This window comes from Rhizobium sp. NLR22b (assembly GCF_019685295.1).
Taxonomy (GTDB): Bacteria; Pseudomonadota; Alphaproteobacteria; order Rhizobiales; family Rhizobiaceae; genus Rhizobium.
The window spans coordinates 134,506-158,155 of sequence record NZ_JABDWM010000013.1 but is presented as its reverse complement, the minus strand read 5'-3'; the positions used below and the strand labels follow the sequence as shown (position 1 = coordinate 158,155).

At 61.4% G+C, this 23,650-nt stretch carries 28 protein-coding genes; 9 read left to right on the top strand and 19 right to left on the bottom strand.

Annotation, left to right across the window (positions count from 1 at the left end; genetic code table 11):
- Positions 1-6: 6 nt before the first annotated feature.
- The 7 genes from HJC00_RS21305 to HJC00_RS21275 form a co-directional block, all read right to left on the bottom strand.
- Entirely contained in the window at positions 7-537 is a 531-nt protein-coding gene (locus tag HJC00_RS21305) for a tyrosine phosphatase family protein (protein ID WP_221155870.1), read from the bottom strand.
- Positions 534-1,106: an HD family hydrolase gene (locus tag HJC00_RS21300; RefSeq protein WP_210631660.1), complete on the bottom strand. Its 573-nt coding sequence runs from the start codon at positions 1,104-1,106 to the stop codon at positions 534-536. Before HJC00_RS21300 ends, HJC00_RS21305 begins: the two co-directional genes overlap by 4 nt.
- Before the next feature lie 29 nt (positions 1,107-1,135).
- Positions 1,136-1,981 carry a folate-binding protein YgfZ gene (locus HJC00_RS21295; protein ID WP_221164570.1) on the bottom strand — a complete coding sequence of 282 codons (846 nt, stop codon included), beginning with the start codon at positions 1,979-1,981 and terminating at the stop codon, positions 1,136-1,138.
- A gap of 86 nt (positions 1,982-2,067) precedes the next feature.
- Positions 2,068-2,823 carry a hypothetical protein gene (locus tag HJC00_RS21290; RefSeq protein ID WP_210628473.1) on the bottom strand — a complete coding sequence of 252 codons (756 nt, stop codon included), beginning with the start codon at positions 2,821-2,823 and terminating at the stop codon, positions 2,068-2,070.
- An 18-nt stretch (positions 2,824-2,841) separates the two neighbouring features.
- Positions 2,842-3,099 (bottom strand): hypothetical protein, encoded by a 258-nt coding sequence (locus HJC00_RS21285; RefSeq protein WP_020920882.1) that lies wholly within the window; start codon positions 3,097-3,099, stop codon positions 2,842-2,844.
- Positions 3,100-3,202: 103 nt separating this feature from the next.
- Positions 3,203-3,619, bottom strand: a complete 417-nt coding sequence (locus HJC00_RS21280; RefSeq protein WP_210628472.1) for a TIGR02301 family protein — start codon at positions 3,617-3,619, stop codon at positions 3,203-3,205.
- 58 nt (positions 3,620-3,677) lie between these two features.
- The gene (locus HJC00_RS21275) at positions 3,678-4,094 is read right to left on the bottom strand and encodes an NUDIX hydrolase (protein ID WP_210628471.1); all 417 of its coding nucleotides are present in this window, start codon (positions 4,092-4,094) and stop codon (positions 3,678-3,680) included.
- Between the two features lie 182 nt (positions 4,095-4,276).
- Here HJC00_RS21275 and HJC00_RS21270 point away from each other — a divergent pair, with 182 nt between their 5' ends.
- The gene (locus HJC00_RS21270) at positions 4,277-4,597 is read left to right on the top strand and encodes a YnfA family protein (RefSeq protein WP_210628470.1); all 321 of its coding nucleotides are present in this window, start codon (positions 4,277-4,279) and stop codon (positions 4,595-4,597) included.
- 65 nt (positions 4,598-4,662) lie between these two features.
- Positions 4,663-5,427 (top strand): SOS response-associated peptidase, encoded by a 765-nt coding sequence (locus tag HJC00_RS21265; RefSeq protein WP_221164569.1) that lies wholly within the window; start codon positions 4,663-4,665, stop codon positions 5,425-5,427.
- A gap of 159 nt (positions 5,428-5,586) precedes the next feature.
- On the opposite strand, the gene HJC00_RS21260 is transcribed toward HJC00_RS21265, so the two are convergent.
- The 3 genes from HJC00_RS21260 to HJC00_RS21250 all read right to left on the bottom strand — a co-directional run bounded on the left by HJC00_RS21260 (position 5,587) and on the right by HJC00_RS21250 (position 7,723).
- On the bottom strand, positions 5,587-5,733 hold the full coding sequence (locus tag HJC00_RS21260; protein WP_164517774.1) for a hypothetical protein: 147 nt from the start codon (positions 5,731-5,733) through the stop codon (positions 5,587-5,589).
- 284 nt (positions 5,734-6,017) lie between these two features.
- Positions 6,018-6,863, bottom strand: a complete 846-nt coding sequence (pssA, locus tag HJC00_RS21255) for a CDP-diacylglycerol--serine O-phosphatidyltransferase (RefSeq protein WP_064801555.1) — start codon at positions 6,861-6,863, stop codon at positions 6,018-6,020.
- Positions 6,864-6,919: 56 nt separating this feature from the next.
- Positions 6,920-7,723: a phosphatidylserine decarboxylase gene (locus HJC00_RS21250; RefSeq protein ID WP_259665395.1), complete on the bottom strand. Its 804-nt coding sequence runs from the start codon at positions 7,721-7,723 to the stop codon at positions 6,920-6,922.
- 182 nt (positions 7,724-7,905) lie between these two features.
- Here HJC00_RS21250 and HJC00_RS21245 point away from each other — a divergent pair, with 182 nt between their 5' ends.
- The 3 genes from HJC00_RS21245 to HJC00_RS21235 are packed head-to-tail and all read left to right on the top strand — an operon-like array spanning position 7,906 to position 9,233.
- A complete protein-coding gene (locus HJC00_RS21245; RefSeq protein ID WP_210628467.1) occupies positions 7,906-8,220 on the top strand; it encodes a helix-turn-helix transcriptional regulator in 315 nt (104 codons plus the stop codon).
- Positions 8,217-8,576: an SRPBCC domain-containing protein gene (locus HJC00_RS21240; protein ID WP_221164568.1), complete on the top strand. Its 360-nt coding sequence runs from the start codon at positions 8,217-8,219 to the stop codon at positions 8,574-8,576. Before HJC00_RS21245 ends, HJC00_RS21240 begins: the two co-directional genes overlap by 4 nt.
- Positions 8,577-8,621: 45 nt before the next feature.
- Positions 8,622-9,233 (top strand): ATP-dependent Clp protease proteolytic subunit, encoded by a 612-nt coding sequence (locus HJC00_RS21235; protein WP_210628465.1) that lies wholly within the window; start codon positions 8,622-8,624, stop codon positions 9,231-9,233.
- An 87-nt stretch (positions 9,234-9,320) separates the two neighbouring features.
- On the opposite strand, the gene HJC00_RS21230 is transcribed toward HJC00_RS21235, so the two are convergent.
- Both HJC00_RS21230 and HJC00_RS21225 read right to left on the bottom strand, forming a co-directional pair.
- Entirely contained in the window at positions 9,321-11,201 is a 1,881-nt protein-coding gene (locus HJC00_RS21230) for an ABC transporter ATP-binding protein/permease (protein WP_210628464.1), read from the bottom strand.
- 210 nt (positions 11,202-11,411) lie between these two features.
- Positions 11,412-13,478: a LysM peptidoglycan-binding domain-containing protein gene (locus HJC00_RS21225; protein WP_221164567.1), complete on the bottom strand. Its 2,067-nt coding sequence runs from the start codon at positions 13,476-13,478 to the stop codon at positions 11,412-11,414.
- A gap of 154 nt (positions 13,479-13,632) precedes the next feature.
- Here HJC00_RS21225 and HJC00_RS21220 point away from each other — a divergent pair, with 154 nt between their 5' ends.
- Entirely contained in the window at positions 13,633-14,256 is a 624-nt protein-coding gene (locus HJC00_RS21220) for a TIGR00730 family Rossman fold protein (protein ID WP_210628462.1), read from the top strand.
- 40 nt (positions 14,257-14,296) lie between these two features.
- On the opposite strand, the gene HJC00_RS21215 is transcribed toward HJC00_RS21220, so the two are convergent.
- Positions 14,297-15,232, bottom strand: a complete 936-nt coding sequence (locus HJC00_RS21215; protein ID WP_221164566.1) for a LysR family transcriptional regulator — start codon at positions 15,230-15,232, stop codon at positions 14,297-14,299.
- Between the two features lie 89 nt (positions 15,233-15,321).
- Between HJC00_RS21215 and HJC00_RS21210 the strand changes: the two genes are divergently transcribed.
- The 3 genes from HJC00_RS21210 (at position 15,322) to HJC00_RS21200 (ending at position 18,238) form a co-directional block, all read left to right on the top strand.
- Positions 15,322-16,215, top strand: coding sequence for an MBL fold metallo-hydrolase (locus tag HJC00_RS21210; protein ID WP_221164565.1), 894 nt, complete (start codon positions 15,322-15,324; stop codon positions 16,213-16,215).
- Entirely contained in the window at positions 16,208-17,215 is a 1,008-nt protein-coding gene (locus HJC00_RS21205) for an alpha/beta hydrolase (RefSeq protein ID WP_210628459.1), read from the top strand. The genes HJC00_RS21210 and HJC00_RS21205 overlap by 8 nt, the downstream gene beginning before the upstream one ends.
- A 90-nt stretch (positions 17,216-17,305) precedes the next feature.
- Entirely contained in the window at positions 17,306-18,238 is a 933-nt protein-coding gene (locus HJC00_RS21200) for a hypothetical protein (protein ID WP_210628458.1), read from the top strand.
- 33 nt (positions 18,239-18,271) lie between these two features.
- Here the strand turns inward: HJC00_RS21200 and rarD are convergent, their stop codons facing one another.
- The 6 genes from rarD to HJC00_RS21170 all read right to left on the bottom strand — a co-directional run bounded on the left by rarD (position 18,272) and on the right by HJC00_RS21170 (position 23,525).
- Positions 18,272-19,189, bottom strand: coding sequence for an EamA family transporter RarD (rarD, locus tag HJC00_RS21195; protein ID WP_221123417.1), 918 nt, complete (start codon positions 19,187-19,189; stop codon positions 18,272-18,274).
- 149 nt (positions 19,190-19,338) lie between these two features.
- Positions 19,339-20,952, bottom strand: coding sequence for a citramalate synthase (gene cimA, locus HJC00_RS21190; RefSeq protein ID WP_210628456.1), 1,614 nt, complete (start codon positions 20,950-20,952; stop codon positions 19,339-19,341).
- 177 nt (positions 20,953-21,129) lie between these two features.
- On the bottom strand, positions 21,130-22,092 hold the full coding sequence (pip, locus tag HJC00_RS21185; protein WP_221155864.1) for a prolyl aminopeptidase: 963 nt from the start codon (positions 22,090-22,092) through the stop codon (positions 21,130-21,132).
- Complete coding sequence (locus tag HJC00_RS21180; RefSeq protein WP_210628454.1) at positions 22,089-22,565, bottom strand: GFA family protein; 477 nt, start codon at positions 22,563-22,565, stop codon at positions 22,089-22,091. The genes pip and HJC00_RS21180 overlap by 4 nt, the downstream gene beginning before the upstream one ends.
- Positions 22,555-23,046, bottom strand: coding sequence for a GFA family protein (locus HJC00_RS21175; protein ID WP_210628453.1), 492 nt, complete (start codon positions 23,044-23,046; stop codon positions 22,555-22,557). The genes HJC00_RS21180 and HJC00_RS21175 overlap by 11 nt, the downstream gene beginning before the upstream one ends.
- A complete protein-coding gene (locus tag HJC00_RS21170; protein ID WP_221155863.1) occupies positions 23,046-23,525 on the bottom strand; it encodes a GFA family protein in 480 nt (159 codons plus the stop codon). The genes HJC00_RS21175 and HJC00_RS21170 overlap by 1 nt, the downstream gene beginning before the upstream one ends.
- Between the last annotated feature and the right edge of the window lie 125 nt (positions 23,526-23,650).

Sequence of the window (23,650 nt, the reverse complement as noted above, 5' to 3'; positions counted from 1 at the left end):
GCAGCGTCAACTGCAGGCGTCGTCGCGGATCGTAAGCAGGAAGGGTGCGTTGCCATCGGCGTCGGCACCGCGGCCCATCGCCTTTACGGCCGCCACCAGCCGGCCGCCGCGGTCAAGCAATGTGTCGCCGATCTCGATTAGCCGGGCGTTCGGCGTCGCGAAAGGCGAGGCGGCGCGCAACCGACAGGCAAGTCCTTCCTCGTCCTGATCCGGCGCGATCGACAACGCTGCGATGAGTGCCGCGGCCGGCGATCGCGACACGCCCATCCAGCAATGGATGAGCAGCGGGGTCTCCTGCCGCCATGATGCGGCAAACTCGATGATCGCTTGCACATGCGTTTCGTCCGGCGCCACGAGACCGCCGGTGCCCTTGAACGCGATGTCGTTCATCGAAAGCGTCAGATGGCGGTCGGGGGCGATCACACCCGGCCGGTGAAAGGTCTGTTCTTTGGCGATCAGGCTGATCATGTCGCCCGCCTTGTGGCGCACCGCCATTTCGGCGATACGCGAGAGCGGCGAGACGACGATGAAGCTCACGATACCATCCCCCGCTCGGCCTCGATCGCCGCAAAGCGCTCGCAGAACAACCGCTGTGCTTCCAGCGCCGGCAAAGGTTCGATCATCAGCATCTCCTTGCTGATGCCGCGCGGCTGGCCGAAGAATTTCTGCGCCTCGGCGGGCGTGAAACCGGCAAGGACTGTTGCCTCGAAATAGGCGGCGATCGTGTCGGCCTTCTTGATCCGGTCCTTGAGATCGCCCGACGGATGCGGCGGCAGGCCGAAGCGCAGATGCACGGCGGCCTCCAGCCGCATTTCCACCGCCTTGTAGCCGCCGCCGACAACGGATTTGAACGGCGAGATCATGTCGCCGATCACATATTCGGGCGCGTCGTGGAGCAGCGCCATCAGACAGTCCTCCGGCCGCGCATTGTTGAAGCGGCGGAAAATATCTTCGACGACGAGGCTGTGCTGCGCCACCGAAAAGGCATGATCGCCTGATGTCTGGCCGTTCCAGCGTGCCACACGCGCGAGCCCATGGGCGATATCGATGAGTTCGACATCGAGCGGCGAGGGGTCGAGCAGATCGAGCCTGCGCCCGGACAGCATGCGTTGCCAGGCACGCGGAGCTTTGGCCGTCACGCGCTGGCCTCGTCGACGCTGGTGGGGAAGACAAGCCCGGACCATGGCGGCAGGGCGAGGGAAACCGGCGTTTGGCCGGCCAGCAGCGGCGTGCCTTCCGCCATCGCGGCACCGGCGCGGTCGATTCGCACGATCGCAAGCCCGCTGCCGCCCTCGACCGAACCGAGTGTCCCCACCGGCTTGCCGGCGGCCGTGATCTGCGTGCCCGCTTGAGGCAAGGTCGTTGCGGCGGACACGGTGACAACGCGACGGCGCGCGGTGCCGCGGTGCTGCATGCGCGAGACAACCTCCTGGCCGACATAGCAGCCTTTCTTGAAGGAGAGGCCGTCATTCAGATCCATCAGCACGTCATGCGGGAAGGCATCCTGTAAGGCGAAGTCCGATCCTGAGGTGACGATACCATGGCGGATGCGCAGCGCGTCGTAGAGTGACGGCGCATCATCGCCATGCCTTCCTGCCCGGCGGCGCAGCGGGACACCCGCCTTGGCGAAGCGGCTGTCTCGAGCACCGCCGATGCTATCGGCATCCTCGCCCCAGCAAACGGTAATGCCATTCTCAGCGACGGTCGTAAGCGTAATGGCGGCCCGCAGCTTGTACATCGTCAGCCGCTTCGCCAGCGCTTCGCACTGGCCGGCATCCGTCTCGATCAGATAGCCGTCGCCGTCCTGCCAGACCATGAAGTCGAACAGGATCTTGCCCTGCGGTGTCAGCAGTGCTCCGGGCCGCGCCTCGTCCGCGCCCAGGGAAATGACATCGGTGGTGATCAGGTTCTGTAGGAAGGACTGGGCGTCCGCGCCGCCGACGGAGAGCAGTGAGCGGTCTTTCAGGAATACGGCTGGCATGGCGGAACCTGTCGCGTTGGTCGTCGCTCAGAGGTATGACTTCGTAAAGCGGATCGCAAGGTCATGCGACATGCCGCGGGGCGGCGTCAGTCGCCCGCCGTGAAGAATTTCCACTTGCCGTCGGGCGTAATGCCGAGGCGGTAGAAATTATATCCGCCGAACTCCTGCATGTCGGAAAGATCGCCGGCGGTGACGATGCGCAGCAGCTCGACTCGCTCCGGCGGGGTCAGCGACTTCAGATCCTTCTCTGCAAAATAGGGCCAGACATACATGTCGTCGGCTGTGCCCTGGCCGACATGAACGAAACCGGTCGAGACGATGTCGAGCATGATGGCGAGAATTTCGTCTCCGTCGGGATCGCCGGAGAGATCTTTCAGCGTGCCGATCGGGTCGTCGCTCGCTTCGCCCACCGTCACCTGCGTCTGGTCTTTGCCAGTGCCCATCAGCGGCCGCAGCCGTTCGAGGTCGCCGGAGGCGGCGGCCTCGACGATCTGTTGCCGCATTTTTCGAACCGGCTCGGGCGCCTTATTGATGTCGTAAATCACCTCGACCGGCTTGGATGCGTCCTGGGCACCCGGCGTCTTGTCAACGCCCTGATTGTTCTGGCTGTTGACCAGCGGCTCCGCCATGGGAACGCTGGGAGTTGTGCCTTGGGTCTGGTTCTGCCCCTCAGCACTTCCCTGTGCGGGCGGCGCGTCGCTGGGGGCCTGGCCGGGGATCTTGTGGAGTTCGGAAAGCGCGTAGGCCGAGGGCGCAAGGAGGACGGTGCCGGCGGCAAAGCTCAGCGCAAGCAGCACCGGCGCGAGCCGAATTCGCGAAACTTTCTCTTTACCGATGCGCATCGAACTCTCTGATAGTAATTATTGCAGGGTGCGGTTGGCGGAAAATTCGCCGGCAAGCATACGGTCGCGCAGCGAATCGAGCAGAGCTTCGGCGCTGTTTTCCCCGTGCAATCGAATGGTTTCGCGCAGGGCATGCGCGATGGCGGCATCAGCAATGATCTCCGGTTCGATCCCGTCGGCCATGCCGTCGGCCCAAGCCTCGTTCTGGTACTCCAGAGCCGCCTGCATCTTTTCGTGGACGATCATGTCGTCGATGTCGTTGAGGCTTGCTTCCATTGTCTTTTCCTCAGAACTTCTCATGTCTTACTGCACCGTTAATAACACTAACAGCCTTTTCCCAAAACGACACGTCCGCATGCGAAAACAGGTTAATTAAACGTCAATTTCCAAAGCGCGAGGTAATTTCTGTGGCGAGTGTTGCACCTTCGTTACGGTAGCGCTCTTCTGCCACGATGGCCGCCGGGGTGCAATCCGTGTAGACGGACGCGAAGGTTCGGTAGCCGCGATTGAAGGCGGCGGTGAGCCTTTCCTTGCGCTGCGGTTCGTTGCCTGTCTCCGAATCGAGCAGTTGCTTCATGCCTTCCCGCCACTCATCCCCGCCCGGCGCCTTGCAAAGCGTTCTCAGATAATGCACCGAACCCAGCACTTCGGCGAGCCGCGCCAGCTTGTCGTCATAGGGCACGGTCGCGACCGGCGGCGCAATCTCCTCCTGCGCAGGCGCCGTATTCTTGCCCTGCGCCATGGCAGGGCCGGCAAGCACGAGCAGAGACAGGACAACGCGTCGAACGGGAATCATGCTTCCAGTTGATACGTTGAGCGTGACGGCAACAAGGCGCCCTTGAAAGTTTCCACTTCTATTCACCGCCCGCCAGCCGTTCCGCGCATTCGAGCACGCTTTGCGGCACAGGCAGCCGCCGGATCTCCTCCACGGTATACCAGCCAAGCGCCGCCGCATCGTCGGCGGCTTCCGCCACCATTTCCCGGTCGGAGTCGACGCAAAAGACTGACAGGAAGAAATGACTCCTAATGCTGCCATCCGGCCCATGCGTCTTGAGGTCATAAGTTGAAAACAGCCGCGGATTATGCGCCGAGATGCCGGTTTCCTCGCGGAACTCCCGCAGCGCCGTCTGCTCCGGCGTTTCGCCCGGCTCGGCGCGCCCGCCGGGAAAGGCATACATGTCGGCAGAGGGCGGGTTGCGTCGCAACACCAGAAGGAATCGCCCGTCGCGTTCGAGAATGGCGGAGGAGGCGGCTTTGGCGGTGGAGGTCATGGCTGCTCTTGCTGTGACGGCCTGTTCGATCTGACGGGCTGATGATTGCGGGTCGCGGCTGCGGGCCCTGCCCGATTTTCGTGTGGGATAGCGCCCGAGACAACCCCCAAAAATCTCCGCAGCGGTTCCTGAGATAACGATATCTGTGCAACAAGAAGTCAAAATATTCGAAAGGGCTTTGCGTGACCTATCTCATTTACGCCTTTGCCGCCGTTTTCGAGATCGCCGGCTGTTTCGCCTTCTGGGCGTGGCTGAAGCTTGAAAAGCCCATCTGGTGGCTGGCGCCGGGCATGATCTCGCTCGCGTTTTTCGCCTGGCTTCTGACGTTGGTGCCGAGCGATGCCGCCGGTCGAACCTTCGCAGCCTATGGCGGCATCTATGTTCTCGCCTCGCTCTTCTGGCTGTGGCTGATCGAAGGCCGCGTGCCCGATCGTTATGATATCGGCGGCGGACTGATCTGCCTCGCCGGAGCGAGCGTCATCCTCTTTGCGCCGCGAGCCTGAAACACGTCACGCAAAAGCATGCAGTACGCCTTGACCGGACTCGGGCCGGATGCAAAGACGGGCCGATGTGTGGACGTTTCGCCCTGACAAGTTCCAGCGCCGACCTGCGCAACTTCTTCTCCGGTCTCGATCTCGACGATTTTCCGGCGCGCTACAACATCGCCCCGACGCAGCCGATCCTCGTCGTCATCGCAGGCGAGGGCAGGGAGCGGGCCAGCAACCTGCCCGACCGGCGCGCCGTACTCGTGCGCTGGGGCTTCACGCCGGGCTGGGTCAAGGACCCGAAGGATTTCCCGCTGCTGATCAACGCGCGCGCCGAGACCGCGATCGGCAAGGCCTCCTTTCGGGCGGCGATGCGTCATCGACGCGTGCTTATTCCGGCCTCAGGTTTTTACGAATGGCAGCGCCCGTCAAAGGAGAGCGGCCGCAAGCCGCAGGCCTATTGGATCAGGCCGCGCCGGGGCGGGGTCATCGCCTTCGCGGGACTGATGGAGACATGGTCTTCGGCCGACGGTTCGGAGGTCGATACTGGTGCGATCCTCACGACGTCAGCCAATGCGGGCATCTCCGCGATCCACGATCGCATGCCTGTCGTCATAAAACCGGAGGACTTCTCGCGCTGGCTCGATTGCAAGACGCAGGAACCGCGCGAGGTGGTCGACCTGATGCAGCCTGCTCAGGCCGATTTTTTCGAGGCCATCCCGGTTTCCGACAAGGTCGACAAGGTTGCCAATATGGGGCCGGACCTGCAGGAGTTGATCGTCGTCGAAACACCGCTCGAGGCGCCTGCGAAACAAGGGCCGGATCACGGCCAGCTCAGCTTTTTCTAAAAGCGGGACCGGCCGCTTCCGGCACGGCCGCTGTTCGGCTCACCCGCGAGGCTTAAGGCAGGTCACGAGAGCCATGCCGCAGTCTTGGGATGACGCCATGCCGGATGGGCCAGAAACCGAACGTGAAGCGCGGATGACTGCTGTTCGAAGCTCGGCGCTTCAAGCGGATTTCTTGACGCTGTCCGGCTTGTTCTTTGCCATCAGCGATGCGGCGGCAACGGCCTTCAAGCCGACCGGGCGATAGTTGGCGGCGAGGTCTGGCTTGGCCGCCTGTTGTTCGCCGGTACTGCTCTTCTTCGAAGTCACGATACTCTCCTTGCGTGTTGCTTCCCTGGGTATTTTGTAATTTTGCTTTTCGTCGGAAATAGCGACAAAACGGCGGCGTCGCTTATCAGGATTTGTGAACGCCCACCATAATTCGCGAGGCTTAACTGAAGCCTACGTTGGTTAATACTTACTGAAGGTAGCGGTTCCAAAAAAACCGCAGAGCGGTTTTCCCCGGGAAGACGCGTGGGCGTATGTCCGGGAACAGGCGACAACAGGGAGAGAAGCAATTCCGTGGCCCGGGAGAATCCGGAAGCGCGCGCAGGTCAGATGTGCCGGCCGATATCGTCGTCGCCGACGCCGGGTTCTTCGATCGTCAGGGTTCCATATTTCCGCCGCCATCTGCGAGCGCCGAAGGGAAGGGAGACGAGGTAGGCGGCAACGGTGAAGACCATTACCTCCCAGGTGTAGCTCATCAGCAGGGCCACATAGAGCACAACACCGAGCATCATCGGCAGCACCAGATCGCGCCGCAAGCGGTTGCCTTCAGATTTGCCCGACCAGACCGGCAGCCGGCTGATGAGCAGGAAGGCGATGGCAACGGTATAGACCGAAGAGAGATAGGCGAAGGTGCGGTCCGTCGCCAGGCCGAGGAAGCCGAGATAGACCGGCAGCAGCACCAGCATGGCGCCGGCCGGCGCGGGAACTCCGACGAAATATTCCGATTGCCAGCTCGCCTTGTTTTCGCGCTCAGCCATGACATTGAAGCGAGCAAGGCGAAGGCCGGCGGCGATCGCATAAATCAGCGCGGCGATCCAGCCGAGCGAGCGGGCCTGGTCGAGCGCGAAGACATAGACGACGAGAGCAGGCGCAACGCCGAAATTGACGATATCGGCAAGCGAATCCATCTGCGCGCCGAACTTCGAAGTCGCCTTCATCAGCCGCGCCACGCGCCCGTCGATGCCGTCGAGGAAGGCGGCGAGCAGCACCATTGCGACGGCGAGTTCGTAACGGTTCTCGAAAGCGAGCCGGATGCCGGTCAAGCCTGCGCAGATCGCCAGAATGGTGATGAGGTTCGGAAAGACGAGGCGGAACGGAATCTCGCGCAGGCGTGGGCCGCGGGCGGAATCATCCGGGCCGTTTGGCTCGAAAGGCGGAAAGGGTGTTTCCATGTCGCGTTCCAATCGTTCCTTGAGCAATTCCGGCAAAGGCGCGGAGGTTCCGCGCTTTAGCTGCGGCGGCTGATGACCGGACCCTTGGCGGAGGCGAATTCGGCGATGACGGTTTCCCCGGCAATCGCCGTCTGACCGAGCGAGACGCGTGGCGCCGCACTGGCGGGCAGGAACACGTCGAGCCGCGAGCCGAAACGGATCAGTCCGAAACGTTCGCCGGCGTCCAGCGGCTCGTTGGTGTTTGCCCAGCAAAGAATACGCCGCGCCACGAGGCCGGCAATCTGCACGACGCCGATCTGGCCGTGCCGCGTTTCGATCACCAGCCCGTTGCGCTCGTTGTCCTCGCTCGCCTTGTCGAGTTCGGCGTTGACGAAGCTGCCGGAGCGGTAGTTGATGCTGACGATGCGCCCGCGCATCGGCGCCCGGTTCACATGGCAGTTGAAGACGTTCATGAAGACGGAAATGCGCAGCATCGGCTCGGAGCCGAGGTCGAGCTCTGCCGGCGGGGTCACCATCTGGATCGCCGAGACCTTGCCGTCGGCGGGAGAGATCACGAGATCGTCGTCCTGCGGGGTCACCCGATCGGGATCACGGAAGAAATAGGCGCACCAAAGCGTGAAGATCATGCCGATCCAGAAGAGCGGCTTGAAGATCCAGCCCAGCACCAGCGATGCGACGAAGAAGGCGGCGACGAAGGGGTAACCCTCCTTGTGCACGGGCACGATCGTGTTGCGAACCGTGTTGAACAGGCTCATGGCTGCCGGTCTCCTTGCTTTTCGGTTTTTGCTGGTTAGCGAAAAACCAGCTCCTGAGCAATGCTGCGACCCTGGCCCTGGTTCCGCCGTCGTGGTTCTGAACAACAAAAGCCGGTAACGCTACCCATCCACTAACGTAAATGTGGAATCGCTAAGGTTTTATGATCCCACTATGTAGCTTTTGACCGGCTTCGGCCCGATGCGGACATCGGCTAGGATTTCCGCAGCAACAGAAAGCTGCCTCGAAATTGCTTGCGAATCGCATAAGTACGTGCTTATGTGTTTTCATGATCGAGAATGACTTTTTCCGAGCTTTGGCAGACCCGACCCGCCGTGCGATCTTTGAGAAGCTGGTGGCAGGTAGCATGAACGCGAGTGCCTTGCGCGAGGGCATGGAGATTAGCCAGCCGGCGATGTCGCAACACCTCGCGGTTCTGCGCAGTGCAAAGCTCGTGAGGGAAGAACGACAGGGGCGTTTCGTGAATTACGAAGTCAACCCCGATGGGTTGGCTCTCATCGCCCAGTGGCTCGCAAAATACCGCGCCTATTGGCCGGAGCGTATCGCAGCACTCAAAGTCTTGCTGAAGGACATGGATCAATGAACAAAGGGAAGACCAAGGAGCAGGATAGCGGCGTCGAGTTGGAGTTTGACTTGGGCGATCCGCCGCAAAAGGTCTGGCGTGCCGTCACCGTTCCTGAACTTCGGGAAAGATGGTTGCCGAAGGAAGCATTGGCTGATCCCGATGCGATCACCGTCACCCCGGGCCAGGAAGTTCGCTACAAGCTGCGTGACGATACCCCGCCTTTCCTTGAAAGTATTGTGACATTCACGATCACCCCGAATGCCATTGGCGGCACCTGCCTTCGGATCGTCCACCAACTGACGGACGCAAGATTCGATGGAAGGACAAGAGCGCCGGCGAACGGCAACAGCCCGCCTCTCAGGCTCGCCGCCTGACCCGGCGAGCCTTCCCCTTAGCTTCTGAAAGTCTGGAGGTCGCCGATGCGCGAAGCGATGCAACTCGTCCCTATGGTCATAGAACAGTCCAGCCGGGGGGAGCGATCCTTTGATATCTATTCCCGGCTTCTGCGCGAGCGGATTATCTTCCTCAATGGCGAGGTGAACGATACCGTTTCGGCGCTCGTCTGCGCGCAACTGCTGTTTCTGGAAGCGGAAAACCCGAAAAAGCCCATCAACCTCTATATCAATTCGCCGGGCGGCGGCGTGACCAGCGGCCTGGCCATGTACGACACCATGCGCTTCATCCGTGCGCCGGTACATACACTTTGCATGGGGACGGCCCGTTCAATGGGATCGTTCCTGCTGATGGCAGGCGAACCCGGCGGAAGAGCCGCATTGCCCAATGCCAGTATCCTCATTCATCAGCCCTCCGGCGGCTTTCAAGGACAGGCTTCCGACATGTTGATTCATGCCGAGGAAATTTTAAAGACCAAGCAACGCATGACGCGGCTCTACGCGGAGCATTGCGGACGTTCCTACGACGACTTTGAGCGCGGGATGGATCGCGACCGCTTCATGACGGCGGAGGAAGCGCTTGAATGGGGTCTTATAGACCGTATTCTGAAGGTTCGGGAAGACACCAGCAGCCTATAAGCCTTGCCGCAAAAAAACGATTGCTGAAGATCGTTCCAGCGATTCCACATTTACGTTAGTGGCTGGGTAACGCTACCGCCTCCCGCTTCAGCCTGCCGGGGCAAGCCGCGTGATCACGCCCATCTCGTCGCTGTCGCGCACCTGCTTCAGATGCTCCTCCGCCTGCGTCGCCTCACGCTGGCGGTTCCACATCGAGGCATAGAGGCCGTTCCTTTCGAGAAGGGCGGCATGCGTGCCACGTTCGGCGATCTCGCCGCTTTTGAGCACGATGATCTCGTCCGCGCCGATGACGGTCGAAAGCCGGTGGGCGATGACCAAGGTCGTCCGGTTCTTCGAAACCACGTCGAGGGCCGTCTGGATTTCCCGTTCCGTCGTCGTATCGAGGGCCGATGTCGCTTCGTCGAGGATCAGGATCGGCGGCGCCTTGAGGATGGTGCGGGCGATCGCCACACGCTGTTTCTCGCCGCCGGAAAGCTTGAGCCCGCGCTCGCCAACCTTGGTATCGAAGCCTTCGGGCAGCGTCTCGATGAAATGGGCGATCTGCGCCACCTCGGCCGCCGCAAACACCTCGCCATCGCTCGCCGACGTGCGGCCGTAGCGGATATTGTAGGCGACCGTGTCATTGAACAGCACGGTATCCTGCGGCACCATGCCGATATGAGAGCGCAGGCTCTTCTGCGTCACGGTGCGGATATCCTGGCCGTCGACGGTGATGGTGCCGCTCTGGATATCGTAGAAACGGTAGAGCAGGCGCGACAGCGTCGATTTTCCGGCGCCCGACGGCCCCACCACCGCGACCGTCTTGCCGGCCGGCACCTCGAAGGAAATGCCTTTCAGGATCGGACGCGCCGAATCGTAAGCGAAGTGTACATCCTTGAAGGAGATCGCGCCCTTGTGGATCCGAAGCTCGGCCGCGCCGGGGGCATCCTTGACCTCCGCCTTCACCTCGAGCAAATCGAACATCTGCTCGATGTCGGTCAGACCCTGGCGGATTTCGCGGTAGACGAAACCGATGAAATTGAGCGGCGCGGAAAGCTGCAGCAGCATCGAATTGACGAAGACGAAATCGCCAACCGTCTGCTCGCCGCGCTGCACCGCCAGCGCCGACAGCACCAGCATGATGGTGGTGCCGATACCGAAAATGACACCCTGGCCGAAGTTCAGCCAGCCGAGCGACGTCCAGACGTCGGTCGCCGCTTTCTCGTAGCGTTCCATCGACTTGTCGAAGCGTTTGGCCTCCATCTCCTCGTTGCCGAAATATTTGACGGTTTCGAAATTGAGCAGAGAGTCGATCGCCTTGGTGTTGGCGTCAGTGTCGCTGTCGTTCATCGAGCGGCGGATGGCGATGCGCCAGTCGGATGCGCGGATCGTAAACCAGATATAGGCCCAGACGGTAAAGGCGGTGACGGCAAGATAGGAGAAGCCGTAGCCCCACCAGAAGATCACCGCCGTCAACAAAAATTCGATGACGGTCGGAACGGAATTGAGGATCGTGAAGCGCACGATCGTCTCGATGCCCTTGGTGCCGCGCTCGATGATGCGCGACAGCCCGCCGGTCTTTCGCTCCAGATGGAAACGCAGCGACAGCTCGTGCATGTGCACGAAGGTCTTGTAGGCGAGCTGGCGCACCGCATGTTGCCCGACGCTGGCAAAGAGCGCGTCGCGCAGCTGGTTGAGGCCGAGCTGGATCAGCCTGGTGACGTTATAGGCGATGACGAGGGCGATGGCGCCGGCAAGGAGCGGCGGTACCGCGCCGCCTGCGAGGTCCATCCTGCCGTTCAGTGCATCGGTGGACCACTTGAAGAAATAAGGGACGAGCAGCAGGACGAACTTGGAGATCAGCAGATAGACCGACGCCCAGACGACCCGCATCTTGAGGTCGGTTCGCCCGGCCGGCCACATATAGGGCCAGAGGTTGAATAGCGTCCGCAGCAGGTGTGATTCCGAAACTGTCTTGCCGTTTGCCATGCCGTGTCTCCAGTCCGGATGATTTGCTTCGATGTCCGGCAAGGCGTAGGGCAGGGGCGCGCCTGGCGCGCTTACCTGAATCCCGAACCGCCACCGGCAGATAGGGCGTCGGATCGAGGAATGCAACACGTACAGGGGCCGGGAAAAGTGAGACCGGGCGTTTCTCCCGCCCGGTCTCATCATGTCGCGTTGCGCTTAAGGCGCTACCTTTTAGAGGTGCTGCTTGGAGAGCCGTTTGCGGTGCAGTTCCTCGGCGTTCGGCAGCGCATCCTTCGGCAGGCCGAAAATCTGGCCGGGACGGATGCGATCAGGGTCGACGATCTTGTCCTCGTTGGCGATGTAGATCGTTGTATAACGCACGCCGAGGCCGTAGGTGCGGCGAGAAATCTGCCACAGCGTGTCGCCGCGGCGGATGATGACCGCCGCATTGTTTGCCGTCAGCGGCGCCTGTTCGATCGTCTTCGGCTGATTGCTCGCAGCATCGTTTGCGGTGGGCGCGGCCGGTGCGGGCGTGTCGGTCAGTTCACCGATGATCACACCCAACCCGTCGAGCCCGGCGCCGACCGATTTTGCATCCTTCGGCAGATCCTGCAGCATTTTCAGCGCCTTGGCGGCGGTTTGCGAGGAGGAGCCGGAGGCCTGCTTGAAGCTGTCTGACGCATCGGCTGCCGGGCGGAAGTCGGCGACAGACCGCAGCGCGAATTCCGTTGCCGAGCGCGCCGCCGCCAGCTGTTCGTCGCCGGGCAGCTTGCCATCGGCAAACAGCCCCTTCAAAAGCCCGAACGCCTTGCCGGCTTCGGCCTTGAGTTTGCCGAGTTCACCTTCGTCGAGCGGCACCATCGAGGAAGCACCATTTGCATCGGCGGGGCCGGCTTGAGCAGCAACCCGCACCTGATCGCCGGCCGGGCGATTGAAGTTCACCGCGGCCCGCACGATCACCTTGCCCGCGGGATCGACGACGTCGACGCGAATCTTATGATCGCCGACCGAAAGGGCCGCGACGCCGTCGATGACGAAATGGCCGTCGGGACCGGCCGTGTCCTGGCCGACAAGGCTGTCGTCGGCATAACCGAGGACCTTGGCGTGGGCCCGAGCCATGCCCGCAATGAAGATCTTGTTGCCCTCGATCTCCACGGCGTTGACCATCACATCGGGCGCAGTGGCCTTGTCGGTTTCGCCAGCACCGGGAACAGCCGGCGCCGCGTCTGTCCCACCGGCGGAGGCGCCGGGCAGACCGGGCGTCTGCAGCGCCAGCTCACCGGTCGGTGCTGCTGTTGCGGAAGGCGCGTCGGCTGCAGCGGGAGCAGTCGCAGCCTCGCTGGTTGCCGGCTTGTCGGCAGCCGGCGCCAATGGATTGGCGGCGTCGGCGACCTCGGTGCCGCCCGTCGGCGCCGTGATGATGCGGCTCGCCGCGCCGGGCTTGGAGACCATGGCGAGCAGGTTGGCGGCATTGCCGTCCTTCGGCACGGAAACGGTGGCGACTTCTTCGGAAAGAGCGGTCTTGCCATCCTTGCCCGTCACCTTGAGCACGAGCTGGTGGTCCCCGGCCGGAAGCGGGTCGTCGAGGACGGCGGCGAAATCGCCGCTCGGGCCGACATCGGCCGTCGTCACCACCTTTTCGCCGTCGAGTACTTCGAGCTTACCGTTCGGCTCGGCGGAGCCGGCGATGACGGTCGATCCATCAGGCTCGACGCGCAGGACGTCGAAGGCGGGAACCTTCGAGCCGGAATTTGCGGCCGCCGCGGTCGCGGCAGAGGCTGGCTCCGGCGCGCCGATCAGCGCAGCTTCGGCCTTGGCAATCGCGGCAGGCGCATCGGCGATGTTTTCCGGCAGCGACTGCACGATGGCGAGCGCCTTGGCACCGCCTTCCTTGGCCTTGGCGGCAATGGCCTGTGTTGCGGGATCGATGCCCTCGGGAACGGTGAAGCCGACAAGTGCGGTGAGCGTATTCATGGCCTTGGTTTTGGCGGCTGTGAAGACATCGGTGGCTGGGCCTTTGCCGTCGGCGAACAGCGCCTTCAGCTCGCCGAGCGCCATGCCGGCATCGGCCGAAAGGCGTCTAACCTGATCGCCGACCGCAGCCGAGTCGGCCACGGCAGGGCGTGATGTCTTTGCCGCTTCGTTAACCGTGTTCTTGAGCTCCGTGCCCGCCTGGTTGATGGCGTCGCCGACTTTGGATGCATCGCCGCCGATGCGCGGCATGACGAAGAATACCATGAGTAGGATTGCGATTACGAGCACTGCAAGGGCCAGCAAGCCGGCACGGTTCTTCATCATTATGTCTCCCAAGGCGGCAATTTGCCGTAGTAACCGAAATTGCTAGCGATTTCCGATGCTTTTCACAAGCATTCAACGCAATTTGGCAAGCTCGGCATGCTTCTTTTCAGTCAATTTTCTTGACTGCATTGAAATGGAATAGTTGTTTTGCCCTATGACCGAACAATCTGTACCGATTCGATCCATCTGCGTTTACTGCGGCTCAAGGCCGGGACGCGATCCTTCCCACATGGCGGCCGGGCGTGCTCTCGGAAGAGAGATCGCCGAATACGGCCTGCGCCTCATCTACGGCGGAGGTACCAAAGGCATCATGGGCGCGGTTGCGAGCGGGGTGCTTTCAGGCGGCGGTCAGGTGACGGGTATCATCCCGGAATTTCTGATCGATATGGAAGCGACTCGCCATTCGCTCGGTCAGCTCAACGAACTTATTGTAACCCCTGACATGCACGCGCGCAAACATACGATGTTCGAGCGTTCCGATGCCTTCGTCGCCTTGCCCGGCGGCATCGGCACGCTGGAGGAGATCGTCGAGATCATGACCTGGGCGCAGCTTGGCCGTCATGAAAAGCCGATGGTCTTTGCCAATATCAACGGTTTCTGGGATCCGATGATGGAACTGATGCGCCATATGACGGAAGAAGGCTTCCTGCACACCGCTCATCGGGTGCAGCCGCTCGTCGTCGACGACGTCGCCGGCATCATTCCGGCAATCATGGCCCAGGCCGCCCAGCTCGCCGCCGATCGCGAGGGCGAGGACGAAGTGATCTCCAAAATGTAGGCAGGGTAGGAACCCCTGGCACTGACCAGCCTATCTCTATTCAGCTATAGGCGGAAACAAGCTCCGTCACCTGAGATCGCATCCATCGGTTGGCGGGATCATTGTCGCTTGCCGCCGACCAGACCATCGATATCGGGCTTACCGCTAGATCGAGGGGAACTTCGGCTATCGCCAAGCCGAACAGGCCGGCATACCGCTTCACGATTCTGGTCGGCAGGGTCGCGATCAGGGGCGCTTCGAGGACAGCGGTAAGCACGGTCAGAAATTCCGGCGCAGCCACCGACACGTTGAGTCGCACGTTGATCCGCTTCAAGGCATCATCGATGCATCCTTCGATGGCGTCCTTCTGTGAAACCAGGGCATGCTTGAGCCCGACATAGCTGTCGCGATCCAAAATTTCGGGAAGATCGAGAAGCTTCGGATTGTAGCAACACATTAGCGATTGCTCGAACAGCAGGCTCCGCCGATGTCTGTTGTTGCCGTCATCATAGCAGCCGACGCCGAGGTCGATGATGTTGTCGTCCAGAAGCTTGTGGACAAGCTCGGGGTCGACCGCTCGCGCAAGCACTTTGATACCGGGGGCTATCTCGTTCAACACAGCGGCGAGACGCGGCACAAGCAGCACCTCAAGCTCACTGGAAAAGCCGATGCGGAATATCTGCTCGGCTTGTCCTGGCTCAAAGGTCGCAGGCGTTACGATCGCCTGCTGGGTGTGGCTGAGTATCTGCTCAACCGCTTCGGCGAAACGCAGCGCCCGATGGGTCGGCTGCATGACCTGGCCGACACGCACGAACAGCTCGTCCTGAAGCAATGTACGGAGCGTGCCGAGATTGTGGCTCATGGCAGGCTGCTGGATTTTCAGGCGAACAGCAGCTTTCGTAACGCTCCGCTCCTTCATGAGCGCGTCAAAAGCCACGAGCAGGTTGAGGTCGAAAGACCACAAATTGAAATGATCGATGGAGACAATTTCGTTCATCGATTTGATCGTTGCATGAATCTTCCCTATTGTCCATAGGCATCAGACAGCGCTGTCCCCGGTTCCAATTCAACTCGAAAGGAAGTTCCATGAGCGATCTTGGAAAGGAATATCGTATTGCCGGCGCGACAGTGAGAAAAGTGCAGGAGCAGTATCTGCACAACGTCCCGCCCTCGTTTCTCTACCCGGCTGCCGGATCTGAAGAGATCAAGGCCGTCGAACCGCGGCTTTCCGCCGTCGATATGGAAGAGGGCCGCGATGCCCTTGTGGTGAGCATTCACAGCTGGCTTGTCATTACGCCCGACCACGTCATCCTCATCGATACTGGTTCGGGTAACGACAAGGAAAGGCCGCGCAATCCCGGCTTTCACCATCAGACCATTCCGTTTCTCGACAGGCTGCGTCAGGCGGGTGTAGAGCCCGAAGACGTCGACTTCGTCATAAATACCCATCTTCACGTTGATCATTCCGGTTGGAATACCGTGCTCGAGGACGGAAGATGGATCCCCACTTTCAAAAATGCGCGTTACGTCTTCCCGCGCGCCGAGCAGGAATATTACGCGTCGACGGCGAGCCACAACGACGTCAACATTCCGAGTGCCGGCGTCTATGAAGACAGCGTGCGGCCAGTGATCGAGGCGGGGCTTGCCGATTTCATCGACGGCGCAGGCGGTCCTTTCCTGGATCGATTTTCCTTCTTGCCGACGCCTGGCCACAGCATCGGCCATATGTCCGTTCTGCTCGAGGCGGACAATGAAGCGGCAATCTTCGCGGGCGATGTCACACACCATCCGATCCAGGTGGAGCGGCCCGACCTCAACACGGTCTTCTGCGAATTCCTGGATCAGGCTGCCCAGTCGAGACGCCGCATCCTCGAACTCGCAGCCGATAATCGCGCCCTGTACTTCTCCACCCATTTCCCCGGTTCGTCTGCCGGATATGTCACCCGCGACGGCGAAAAATTCAGGTGGTCCTATGTCTAAGAACAATCTTGCATCTTCAGCTTTTGACCGCGGCGAGATCGTATTTGAGGAGCATTACATCGATAGCGGAACCGAAGGCATCAAGCTCTATCTCCGCAACAAGCGAAGGAAAGACCACGAGGACTTTCTCGCGGAGAAAACAATCGTGATGGTGCATGGGGCGACCTTCTCGTCCGGAAGTCTCTACGACGTACCCTTCAACGGGATGTCCTTCATCGACTTCCTCGCTCTTCGCGGCTTCGATGTCTTTGCAGTTGATGTCCGGGGCTATGGAAAATCAACCCGCCCGCCGGAAATGCAGGCGAACCCCGACCTCAACCCGCCGCTTGTCGCCACCGACACCGGCGTCGCCGATTTCGCAACGGCTGTCGATTTCGTTCTCCGGCTTCGCGGCCTGAGGGCCGTCAGTGTCTTCGCAATGTCGTGGGGCGGTACCGTTGCCGGCGCATACGCTGCGCGCAACCCAGACAAGGTCGTCAAGCTGGCGCTGCTCGCGCCGCAATGGCTGAGTGACGTTCCCATCCCCATCGATCAGGGTGGCGCCCTCGGCTCCTACAGGCTTGTTCCGGTCCATGCGGTCCTGGCGCGCTGGCTGGGCACCGCACCCGAATACGCGCGTGAACGTCTTGTGCCCGAGGGCTGGTTCGACCTCTGGGCCGAATTGACCCTCTCGGAGGAGACGTCGCAGGCCGACAGGGAGCAAGGCAGACTGCGAGCCACCAATGGGCCGATCCAGGACATCCGAACCTATTGGAGAGCTGGAAACCCCTACTATCGGCCGAGCGAGATTCGCGCGCCGGTGCTGCTGTTGCACGGCGAATGGGACATCGACGTTCCGCTTGACCTGGCTCGGGCCTATTTCGAGCAACTGACCGGCGCCTTCTACAGGCGATGGGTAGAAATCGGGGAGGCAACGCATCTCGCTCTCATGGAGAGCCACCGCATGCAGGCCTATTCCGAGATCGCCCGCTTCTTCGATGAAGCATTCAAACCGGAATAGAGTCTGAACGACGGGGCTCCGGTAGCGAATCCGGAGCCCTCGTCCTCCCTCAAGCCGGCAGCGTTCACGGCCATCAATCCAGTCGTTCCCATGACAATTCTGATCACCGCCATTTTGGATGCCGGACGAAGTGCCGTCGACATCGCGATATTCACCTTTCTGCCGCTCATGATCGTGACGTTTTCGCTGATGCGCTACCTCGAGGGCGTGAGTGCACTGCGATCGATCGCCGACAAGGCCAGCCCGCTCTTCCGACTTTTCGGTCTGGACGGTTTCGGGGCCTTGGCAATCATCCAGCTCAGCCTCGTCAGTTCGGCTGCCCCTGTCGCCGCCCTGTCGTTGATGGTGCACAAAGGAAGATCGGAGAAATTTATTGCCGCCGCCTTTGCCGCGGTGCTTGCGGCCGCACCGGCGAATGCCAGTTTTCCGCTCGCAAGCCTCGGGGTCGATCCGGGTTTGATCATCTTAAACGGCATTTGCGGAGCGCTCGTTGCGTCCACTCTCGCCTGTTGGATCGTTGGACGCCGTTCCTTGCCCGGAAAGATCTGTTCCTGCGACAGGGCGGATGACCGCGACGTCGCAAGGCATGATCTGCTGGCTGCGATCAATCGCGGCGGCGCGGATGCCATTGGCGTCATTTCTGCGATCCTGCCGATGCTCGTGATCTCACTTGCTCTGGTAAGGCTTACCCAGAGCACAGGCGCGCTTTCGGCCGTCACGTCTGCTGCGCAGCCATTGCTTCAGCTGCTCGGCGCCTCGCAGCAGGATGTCCTGTTCATCCTCACAAAGTGTCTGGCAGGATCGAGCGCAGCGGTCACGCTGTTAATCGACGCCCACAAGCAACTGAGCCTTCCGCCTGAGAAAATCATTCACGGATCCGCATTTCTGCTAAACCCTCTCGACCTTCCCGGCCTCTCCATCCTTGTCGCTTCGGTGCCGGCGCTCCGCTCGGTCGCAGGCGTCGCCGTCTTCAGCGCATTGGCCGGAATCCTCGTCCGCACAGCGCTGCTATCCTGGCTTTGAGCCAGGCGGTCGGATTTGCGATAAGCGCGATGGCTACTCCCTTCCTCGGCTTCCCTTCAGCATCGACCAGCTATAGAGGAACAGTCCCGCCCAGATCAGCGGGAAAGCGATCATGCGCGCCATGCCGAGCGGCTCGTGAAAGGCGAAGACGGCGATCAGGAAGATCATCGTCGGCGCGATATACTGCATGATGCCGATCGTTGAGAGCTTCAGCAGTTTGGCGCCGTTGGCATAGATCATCAGCGGCACGGCGGTGACGACACCGCAGCCGAGCAGCAACGACGTGTCGGCAAGGCCGGTACGGTAAAAATGGCCAAGACCGCTGCCATATTCGAGATAGAGGATGTAGACGAGCGCCGGCCCGCTGAGAATCAGAACCTCGAGGAAGAAGCCCTGGTTGGGCCCTAGCGGCAGCGTCTTGCGGAGCAGGGCATAAAAACCCCAGCTGACCGCCAGCGTCACCGCTACCCATGGAATGCCGCCGCTGTCCAATGCGAGAATGGCGACGGCAAGCGCCGCCAGCGCGATCGCTGCGATCTGCAGCGGCTGCAGCTTCTCCTTGAGCAGCACCGCACCGAGGAAAATGCTGAACAGCGGATTGATGAAATAGCCAAGCGCTGCATCAAGCGAATGGCCGGCGCCGATCGCCCAGACATAGGTGCCCCAGTTGACGGTGATCAACGACGCGGTCAGCGCGCCCATCGCCAGCATGCGCGGCGAGCGCAGTGCCGCGCGGATATCGGCTGTTCGCCCGAGCAGAACCAACACGATCCCGGCCAGCGGCAGCGACCAGACGATGCGGTGGGCGATGACTTCGGCCGGCGGAATATGCGCCACCGCCTTCATGTAGAAGGGCAGGAAGCCCCAGAGCAGATAGGCTGTCAGCGCAAAGGCGAAACCGCGCGGACTGTCTTCGTTCTTGATTAACGGAACGGATGCATCGGTCGACATCGGGTGTTTCCATCTTTGTTCTTCTTCTGATCCGGCCTAGCTTAAGCGCCGTGAATAGGCCAATTCATTTCGTTGAACCGACCCTCGATGGATCTGGGGCGAGACACTGGCGGCGTTTGCCCGCGGTTAGCCGAACCGGCGGGATGGGATTATTCCGCCGCGATCCTGCCGGCCAACTGCCGGTTCTTCATCAGCTTGTAGATAACAGAGTCCATCAGCGCCTGGAACGACGCGTCGATGATGTTCTCCGAGACGCCGACCGTCCACCAGCGCACGCCGTCGCTGTCGGTGGATTCGATCAGCACGCGGGTGATCGCCTCCGTGCCGCCATTCAGGATGCGCACTTTGAAATCGGCGAGCACCAGGTCGTCGATTTCGTGCTGATACTTGCCGAAATCCTTGCGCAGTGCGAGGTCAAGCGCATTGACCGGGCCTTCTGCATCGGCAACCGACATCAGCGTCTGGCCGTCGATGGTGATCTTGACCACCGCCTCCGAAACGATCTTCACGCGGCCAAGACTGTCGAAGCGGCGCTCGATCATCACCCGGAAGCCTTCGATGGTGAAGAATTCCGGGATCGTACCGAGCGTGCGGCGCGCCAGCAGCTCGAAGCTCGCATCCGCTCCCTCATAGGCATAGCCGATGGATTCACGTTCCTTGACGATCGAGATCAGGAGATCGAGCTTCGGATCGTCCTTGGCGACGATAATGCCGCGCCGCTTGAGGGCATTGATGAAGTTCGCCTTGCCGCCCTGGTCCGACACCATGACCTTGCGGAAATTGCCGACGCTTTCCGGCGGCACGTGTTCGTAAGTGCGCGGATCTTTCAGCAGAGCGGAAGCATGGATGCCGGCCTTGGTGGCGAAGGCGGAGGCGCCGACATAAGGCATCTGGTGATCCGGCGAGCGGTTGAGCAACTCATCGAAGGCGTGCGAGAGCCGGGTGAGGTTGAGCAGCCGTTCCTCGTCGATCGCCGTTTCGAAACGGCTGTTGTAGGCACTCTTCAGCGCCAGGGTCGGGATCAGCGTCACCAGATTGGCGTTGCCGCAGCGCTCGCCGATACCGTTCAAGGTGCCCTGGATCTGCCGGACGCCGGCTTCCACGGCAGCAAGCGAATTGGCGACCGCCTGGCCGGTGTCATTGTGAGCGTGAATGCCGAGACAGCGGCCGGGAACACCTGACGCGATCACCGCTTCGACGATGGCGCGGACCTCCGGCGGCTGCGCTCCGCCATTGGTGTCGCAGAGCACGATCCAGCGCGCACCGTTTTCATAGGCCGTCTTCGCGCAAGCGATCGCATAGGCCGGATTGGCCTTGAAGCCATCGAAGAAATGTTCGCAGTCGACGATCGCCTCCTTGCCGGCGCCGACCGCCGCCTTGACGCTTTCGGCGATGCATTCGAGGTTTTCCTCGTTGGTGCAGCCGAGCGCCACCGCGACATGATAGTCCCAGCTCTTGGCGACGAAACAGACAGCGTCGCTTTTGGCCTGCAGCAGCCCGGCGATGCCTGGATCGTTGGAGACCGAAACGCCTGCCCGCTTCGTCATGCCGAAGGCGACGAAGGTGGCCTGGCTCGTGCGCTTCTCGCTGAAGAAGGCGGTGTCCGTCGGATTGGCGCCGGGATATCCACCTTCGACGTAATCGAGGCCGAACTCATCGAGCATGTCGGCGATCGCAATCTTGTCCTCGACGGAAAAGTCGATGCCGGGCGTCTGCTGCCCGTCCCGAAGCGTCGTGTCGAACAGATAGATGCGTTCTTTCATGTCGTTTCCTCCCGGCGAGCGGGTGTTGTTGTACTGCGGATGCTGCCCCTCATCCGGCTGCCGCCCCCTTCTCCCCGTTCTGACGGGGGAGAAGATATATGCCGGAGCGTCTCGCTGGGCACGTCCCCTCTCCCCGCGAGCGGGGAGAGGGTTAAGGTGAGGGGCTGCCCCAAATCATCAGTCCGGCTTCCCGGCAAACTTATCCGTCGCCCGGATCAACTGATCGAGAATCCCCGGCTCCGAATAGGCATGGCCCGCACCCTCTATCAGGTAGAACTCCGACTTCGGCCAGGCCTTGTGTAGCAGCCAGGCATATTTGGCAGGGCAGGGCATATCGTAGCGACCATGCACGATCACGCCCGGAATGTCCTTAAGGCGGCCCGCATCCCGGATCAGCTGCCCTTCGTCCATCCAGCCGGCATTGACGAAGAAGTGGTTCTCGATGCGCGCGAAGGCATAGGCGAATTCCGGCTCCTCGAATTTGCCGCTGGTCGCCGGCTCCGGCAGCAGCGTGATCGTTTCGCCTTCCCAGATGCTCCAGGCTTGCGCGGCCTCAAGGCGCACGTTCCGGTCCTCGTGCGTCAGACGGCGATGATAGGCATGCATCATTTCATGCCGCTCTTCCGGGGGAATGGGAGCGATGAAGCGTTCCCACTTATCCGGGAACATTTCCGAGACGCCGAACTGGTAGTACCAATCGAGCTCGGCCTTCGTCAGGGTGTAGATGCCGCGCAGGATGAGCTCGGACACGCGCGCGGGATGCGTTTCGGCATAGGCGAGCGCCAGCGTCGAGCCCCAGGAGCCGCCAAACACCTGCCATCGGTCGACACCGGCCATTTCGCGCAGCCGCTCGATATCAGCGACGAGGTGCCAGGTCGTGTTGGCATTCAGTTCCGCATGCGGCGTCGACTTGCCGCAGCCGCGCTGGTCGAACAGCATGACGTCGTAGCGAGCCGGATCGAAAAGCCGGCGGTGGGCGGGCGAGATGCCGCCGCCCGGGCCGCCATGCAGGAAGACGGCTGGTTTGGCGCCGGGCGTTCCCGAGCGTTCCCAGTAGATCACATGGCCGTCGCCGACATCGAGATGGCCGGAGGCATAGGCTTCGATTTCGGGATAGAGCGTGCGCAATACCTCGGTCATATTTTCACGCCTTTCGCGGGCCACGCCCGGGTGTCGTGGTCGGGATGCTGAAAGGAGATGATCGCCTCCTGCCGCGCGTAGAAATCCGGGTCCTTATAAACAGGAGCGTCGAAGATTTCCTCGACCCAGGGCAGGCGGGCCTCGTAATTGACCTGGATCTGCGGCGCGAGATCGCTGCGGTCGTCGAAGGTGCCGATCGCAAGCTCCAGCCCACCTGGATGCCGGTAGGTCATCGGCGTGCCGCAATTGCTGCAGAAGCCGCGATCGATATTGACCGAGGATTGAAAATAGCTCGGCTCGCCGCGCGTCCATTCCATCCCTTCCTCCGGTGCTGTGACCAGCGCGGAGAAGAAGCCGCCGAACTGCTTCTGGCACATGCGGCAATGGCAGATCGACGGCCGCCCCAACTGGCCCGATATGCGGAAGCGCACGGCGCCGCACTGGCATCCGCCTGTTCTGATCTTATCCGTCATGTGTTTCTCCGAGTGGCCAATGGGAAGTGTCCTGATCCGGGTGCTGATGGTTACTTGCCGCGATCGCCTCCTCGCGGTCGGGCGTTTCAGGCTCTGGTTCCACCGGCAGGCCGTCGAGTGTGTGGAACCACGACACCTTGCGCCCGGTGTTCGATTGCATCACGGGCTTGACCTTATCGGGCTCATCAAGCGAGCCGAGCGCGATGTTGATGAAGTCCGCTTCCGGAATATCGTAAAACAGCGGCGTGCCGCAATCGCCGCAAAAGCCGCGCCGGACGAGATCGGAGGAGCGGAACCACTTCGGTTCGCCGCGCGTCAGCTGGAAACGCTCGCGCTTGGCCGCAGCGAGCGGCAGGAAATAATTGCCGGCTGCCTTCTGGCACATGCGGCAATGGCAGATATGGGGATAACCCAGTTCGCCCAGCGCGCGATAGCGAACCGCGCCGCACTGGCATCCGCCGGTCTGTCTCGCCGTTTCCATCAGGCACGCTCCTCCGGCGGCCAGACCGGCGTATCGTGGTCGGGGTGCTGGTAGGAAATCAGTTCGTGCAGGAAGGAGCCCGCCGTCAGATCCGCCTCGGTCCGTTCTCCCGGCAGTTCGTGCAGATGATCGACGAAGCCGATCTTGCCTTCCAGACCCCATTGAATGGTCGGCGGCAGCTGCGACGGATCGTCGAACGCGCCCGCCGCAATCGCCATTCCGTCCGGCGCCTCATAGGTCAGCGGCGTGCCGCAATCGCCGCAGAAACCGCGCTCGACGAAATTCGATGAGCGGTACCTTTTGCGCTCCCCCCGCGTCCACTCAAAGTCTGCGCCGCGCACCGAGACCAGCGGTGCATAATAGGCTCCGAACGCCTTCTGGCACATGCGGCAATGACAAATCGACGAATCCTTGAGTTCGCCGCTGACGCGGAAACGGATCGCCCCGCACTGGCAGCCGCCGGTATAGGTCTTGGTCATGGCAGGTCCCTCCGCCAGGATGCCGATAAAAAAGAGAAGACTCCTCCCATATTTGCGATTGCCGGGAGGTTGCTTCGAAGCAGCGTGGCATCGCAGCCCCTCACCCTTGTCGGGAGGGGTTGGGG